General features: G+C 74.5%; 8 protein-coding genes. 7 read left to right on the top strand and 1 reads right to left on the bottom strand.

Translation table 11 applies throughout. From position 1 onward, the window contains the following. Positions 1-55: 55 nt before the first annotated feature. Positions 56-271, top strand: a complete 216-nt coding sequence (locus tag VGB14_15950) for a hypothetical protein (GenBank protein HEX9994422.1) — start codon at positions 56-58, stop codon at positions 269-271. A gap of 254 nt (positions 272-525) precedes the next feature. Continuing rightward, positions 526-915 carry a DUF2493 domain-containing protein gene (locus tag VGB14_15945; protein HEX9994421.1) on the top strand — a complete coding sequence of 130 codons (390 nt, stop codon included), beginning with the start codon at positions 526-528 and terminating at the stop codon, positions 913-915. A 300-nt stretch (positions 916-1215) separates the two neighbouring features. Here VGB14_15945 and VGB14_15940 read toward each other — a convergent pair whose 3' ends face one another. Then, on the bottom strand, positions 1216-1515 hold the full coding sequence (locus tag VGB14_15940) for a hypothetical protein (GenBank protein ID HEX9994420.1): 300 nt from the start codon (positions 1513-1515) through the stop codon (positions 1216-1218). A 108-nt stretch (positions 1516-1623) separates the two neighbouring features. Between VGB14_15940 and VGB14_15935 the strand changes: the two genes are divergently transcribed. The 5 genes from VGB14_15935 to VGB14_15915 all read left to right on the top strand — a co-directional run. After that, positions 1624-2055: an excalibur calcium-binding domain-containing protein gene (locus VGB14_15935; GenBank protein ID HEX9994419.1), complete on the top strand. Its 432-nt coding sequence runs from the start codon at positions 1624-1626 to the stop codon at positions 2053-2055. 172 nt (positions 2056-2227) lie between these two features. After that, a complete protein-coding gene (locus tag VGB14_15930; protein ID HEX9994418.1) occupies positions 2228-2716 on the top strand; it encodes a class F sortase in 489 nt (162 codons plus the stop codon). Positions 2717-2975: 259 nt separating this feature from the next. After that, entirely contained in the window at positions 2976-3272 is a 297-nt protein-coding gene (locus VGB14_15925) for a hypothetical protein (GenBank protein HEX9994417.1), read from the top strand. A 38-nt stretch (positions 3273-3310) separates the two neighbouring features. Beyond that, positions 3311-4093, top strand: a complete 783-nt coding sequence (locus tag VGB14_15920; protein ID HEX9994416.1) for a methyltransferase domain-containing protein — start codon at positions 3311-3313, stop codon at positions 4091-4093. Between the two features lie 75 nt (positions 4094-4168). Then, on the top strand, positions 4169-4816 hold a 648-nt coding region (locus tag VGB14_15915), incomplete at its 3' end, for a hypothetical protein (GenBank protein HEX9994415.1).

Below are 4816 nucleotides of genomic sequence, written 5' to 3'. Positions count from 1 at the left end.
TCGACGCAAGCCCTGCATCCCCGCTCACCGCGTTCAACCCGGCCACCGTGGGCGCATGGTCCACACCCACGTATGGGACGAGGGCGACGGCGGAGACGCGTTCATCAAGTCGAAGCAGTCCGACGAGGACGGCCGCTGGCGGTTCGTCGCCTTCGACACCAACGGCCTCGTCGTCGGACGCGGCCGAGCCGACGGCTACTCCACCAAGGACGAAGCCGACGAGGCCGGCCAGAGGCTCGTCGGCGGCTTCTGGCACCCGGTCACCGTCTGACCCGTGCGCGGCGTCCCGGTGTGGGCCGTCCCGCACCCCCTGCGACGACTCCTGCGAATCGCCGACGAAGGCGACCGCCGCCGCCTCGAACGGGGGGAGTTGGCGGTGTTCTCGGCCGAGGGTCACCGCTGCGCCGACTGCGGCAGCATCGACTACCCGGACCATCTGACCGACGGCCGGCCTTGCGGACTGGATCGCTACTGCGCGTCCTGGTGCAGGGAGCACCGGGAGCGGACGCCGTAGAGTTGAGCGACGTGCGGGTTCTCGTCTGCGGTGACCGCAACTGGACCGACTACCGGATGGTCGCCGCCGCGCTGGAAGCCCACCACCGGACCGTCGCCCCCGGCGAGCCGTTCGTCGTCATCGAAGGCGGCGCACGCGGAGCCGACGCTCTCGCCGCCCGTTGGGCGTTCCACCGCAGCGGCGTCGACCACGAGCGGTACCCGGCTGACTGGGACCGCTACGGCAAGCGCGCCGGGCCGATCCGCAACCAGCGGATGCTCACCGAAGGCGAGCCGGACGTGGTTCTCGCCTTCCACGACGACCTTGAGGCGAGTAAGGGGACGGCGCACATGGTGAGGATCGCCCGGGCGGCCGGCGTCCCGGTTGTCGTCCTGCGGCACGAGCCATGCCCGGCTCCCTGAACGGCGCCACGTCGGCGCAGCTGGTCGCTCTGCTGGATGGCCGGGTCCGGTTGCGCTGCCCGGCGTGTGACGTGTTCTGGTTGGGCTATGAGGGGGAGCCGTGCTGGTGCTGCCCGCGGCCGGGGGAGCGGGTCACCGCCGTGTCGCTCGTCGGCCGGTAGGGTCGGGTTGCTCGGGCGAACAACGAGTGCGTGACGGGGCCGTGCCTCCGGGGGCGGCCCCGCTTCGCGTCTGCCCCGTGCCCCGCCCCCAACCCGCTGTGCGAGCCGGGGTGGTGGCGGGGGCGGGGCGCTCTCCCCGCTACAGGGAGACCGGGCCGAGTTGCTCGGCGACCGGGCCGAGTTGCTCGGCGATTTGCGGCGCGAGGTCTGGCCGCCGCTCGGCGACCATCCTCAGCATCTCGACAGAGGCGTCGAGGGTCACCTCGAGTTCCTCACCGCACCAGTCGTTGGGGCAGCGCAGGGTGCCACTCTCGTCGCCGCCAAGGACGAGCAGCGCCTCGGTTTCGGTGAGGTCGAGGTCGACCATCTCGCCGCACTCAGGGCACTCGTAGTCGGCCAGCACCTCTAACGATGTGGCCTCGCCATCGGCGTCGGGCATGTGCTTCTCCTTCTGGTAGCGGGGTCCGGGCCACCACAGCCGGGACGCAGCCCATCGTACTACCCGATGCAAGGTAGCGTTCGCCCACTTCGGTACGGCCCGTCACCTATGCTCCCGCCCGTCCATCACCGGACGGAAGGGGAGAACATGACACGACGACTACTCGCGCTGGCAGCCCTCACCGCCGCCCTCGTCTTCGCATGGGTGCCCGCAGCGGGCGCCCAGACGGACCTCAACTGCGACGACTTCGAGTTCCAGGAGGACGCCCAAGCGGTCCTCGATCAGGACCCGTCGGACCCGAACGGCCTCGACTCCGACAACGACGGGATCGCCTGCGAAGACCTCCCGAGTGGCAGCGGCGGCGGCGGAACCGGCGGCGGCGACACCGACGAGGGTGGGGCGCCCGTCGGCGGCGTCGACACCGGAGCGGGCGGCGCGGCGCCTGCCGGCGGTGGGACGAACTGGCCGCTGATCGCCGCGGTCGGGGTCGTCGGCCTCGGCGCGGTCGTTCTCTACCGTCGGAACGGTGCGAGCGCCTGACCGCACACGACGCTACGAGGCCCGGGGCTGGCAGCACGCGGCCCCGGCCCTCGTCGCGCTCCTGCTCGGCGCCTGCGTAGCGCACGACGCCCGCCCGATCATGTCGGACCGTCCCGCCGTCACCCAACCACCGGCGACGGTCCCTGCTCCGGCGACCGCAACGGCTGCTCCGGTGGCCCCCGTCCACCCGGCGACGACGGCACCCCCGGTCGTGGTCGACGTGCCGGCGACGGTGAGCATCCCCGCCATCGACGTGACCGCCCCGCTCGTCGCCCTCCACCGCGACCCCGCGACGGGCGTCCTCGTCCCGCCTGAAGACTTCGACACCGCCGGCTGGTACGCCGACGGCCCCGAACCCGGCGAACCCGGCCCCTCGGTGATCGCCGGGCATGTGGACGACTACACCGGCCCCGCCGTGTTCTTCCGGCTGCGCGACCTCGCGCCCGGCGACCAGGTGACCGTGTCGGGCGACGACGGCACGTCGCTGACGTACGTGGTGCAGCGGGTGGAGCGGCATCCGAAGGACGCGTTCCCGACCGTCTCCGTCTACGGGCCGACGGAGGATTCAGAGCTGCGGCTGGTGACCTGCGGCGGGGACTTCGATCGGGACTCGGGCCACTACCGGGACAACGTCGTGGTGTTCGCCACGCTCACCGGGTGAGGCCCGCCCCGCCTTCCAGCATTTTTCCATCCACCAGTGCTCCAAGGTCTCCTTCGATGGCGCTCACGTGAGCGTCGGGCCGCAGGTCAGAGCGTGTCCGGCGGTCGCTGGCGGCCGTGAAACTGGCCTTCTAAGCAGCGGGTCGCAGGTTCGAGCCCTGCCGGGGGCGCCCGCCGCCGAACCGCCGGCACCGCGCCTGGCGGAGCGCGACGATGGGCGGCCGGCCGGCGCGGTCGGCACGACGCGAGGAGGCGACCTGGTGGACCCGACGGGTGATCGGCTCGACGACGCGGACGAGGTGACGGGCGACGGCGAGGACGTGACGGCCGGCGACGCAGGTGCCGGGACGGGCGACGACTCGGTCATCGCCGACGACGGCGACGCCGGGCTCGGCGTCGAGGACCCGGGCTCCGGCAGCGAGCCCGGCGGGAACTCGGTCCTCGCGGCCGGGGGCGGCGGGGTGGAGGAGGACGACCCCGGCATCAAGTCCCGCCACGACGGCGTGATCCTCGGCGACGACCCGACCGGCGACCCCGACGAGGGCGGCGGCACCTAGTCGGGCCGCCGGGCGCGACGCCCGAGGAGGTGAGGGCGATGGATGAGGCGTGGGCGAGCGGCGACGCCTACGAGCCGTACATCGGGCGGTGGAGCCGGCTGGTGGCCGACGGGTTCCTCGACTGGCTGGCGGCGCCCGGCGGCGCCCGCTGGCTCGACGTCGGGTGCGGCACGGGCGCCGTCACGTCCGCGGTGCTCCGCCGGTGCGACCCGGCGGAGGTCGTCGGCGTCGACCCGTCGGCCGCGCACGTCTCGTGGTGCATGGCCCACGTCGACGACCGCCGGGCCCGGTTCGGCCCGGGCGACGCCACCCACCTCCCGGAGGGGCCGTTCGACGTCGTCGTGTCGGGGCTCGTCCTCAACTTCGTCCCCGACCCCGACGCCGCGCTGGCGGCGATGGCGGCCGCCGCGCCGGGTGGCACGGTCGCGGCCTACGTGTGGGACTACGAGGGGCGGATGGAGATGCTCCGGCACTTCTGGGAGGCGGCCGGGGCGCTCGACCCGTCGGCCGGGGAGCGCTTCGAGGGCACCCGGTTCCGCGGCTGGCACGCGGACGCCATGGAGGAGCGGTGGCGGCGGGCCGGGCTGCGCGACGTGCGCGTCGGCGCCGTCGAGGTGCCCACCGTGTTCGCCGACTTCGACGACTACTGGCGGCCGTTCCTCGGCGGCCAGGGGCCGGCGCCGGCCTACGTGGCGTCGCTCCCCGAGGCCCGGCGCACCGCCCTGCGCGAGCGCCTCAGGGCCGAGCTCCCCGCGGCCCCCGACGGGACCATCGACCTCGTCGCCAGGGCGTGGGCCGTCCGGGGGACCGCCGGGCCGTAGCGGGCGCGGGCGAAGGGGCGCCCGACAAGGCCGGGCCGGCAGGGCCGTTCCCCGGCGCTGCGTACGATGCGGGCGATGCCGGAGCCGCTCGACCTCGGAGACCACGCCATCCTCGACGCCGCGCCGGTCACGACGCTCCGCGCCTACGTCGACGGCGGCGGCGGAAGGGGCCTCGACGGCGCCAGGCGGCTCGGCCCCGCGTCGGTCGTCGAGGAGGTGCTGGCGTCCGGCCTGCGGGGCCGGGGCGGGGCCGGGTTCCCGACCGGCACGAAGTGGCAGACGATCGTGCAGAACGCCTCGGCGGCGCTCGCGCCCACCGTCGTCGTCAACGGCGCCGAGGGCGAGCCGGGCTCGTTCAAGGACCGCGCCCTCCTGCGCCGCAGCCCCTACCGGGTCGTCGAGGGCGCGCTGATCGCCGCGCTGGCCGTGGGCGCCGACCGGGTCGTCATCGCCGTCAAGCGCAGCTTCACCCGCGAGGTCGAGGGCCTCGAGCGGGCGGTGGCCGAGGCGACCGCCGAGGGCTGGGCCGACGGCGTGGCCGTCGGCGTCTTCGCCGGCCCGTCCGAGTACCTCTACGGCGAGGAGACGGCCCTGCTCGAGGTGCTCGACGGCCGCAGCCCGTTCCCCCGCGTCGCGCCCCCCTACCGCCACGGGGTGGACGAGGTCGGCGGCGACACCACCGAGCCGGCCGGCACCGAGCTCGCCGGGCCGGGCGGCACCGTC

It is taken from the genome of Acidimicrobiales bacterium, from assembly GCA_036399815.1.
Lineage (GTDB): Bacteria > Actinomycetota > Acidimicrobiia > Acidimicrobiales > DASWMK01 > DASWMK01.
The sequence above is the reverse complement of the archived record's forward strand: the minus strand, read 5'-3'. Positions and strand labels throughout refer to the sequence as shown.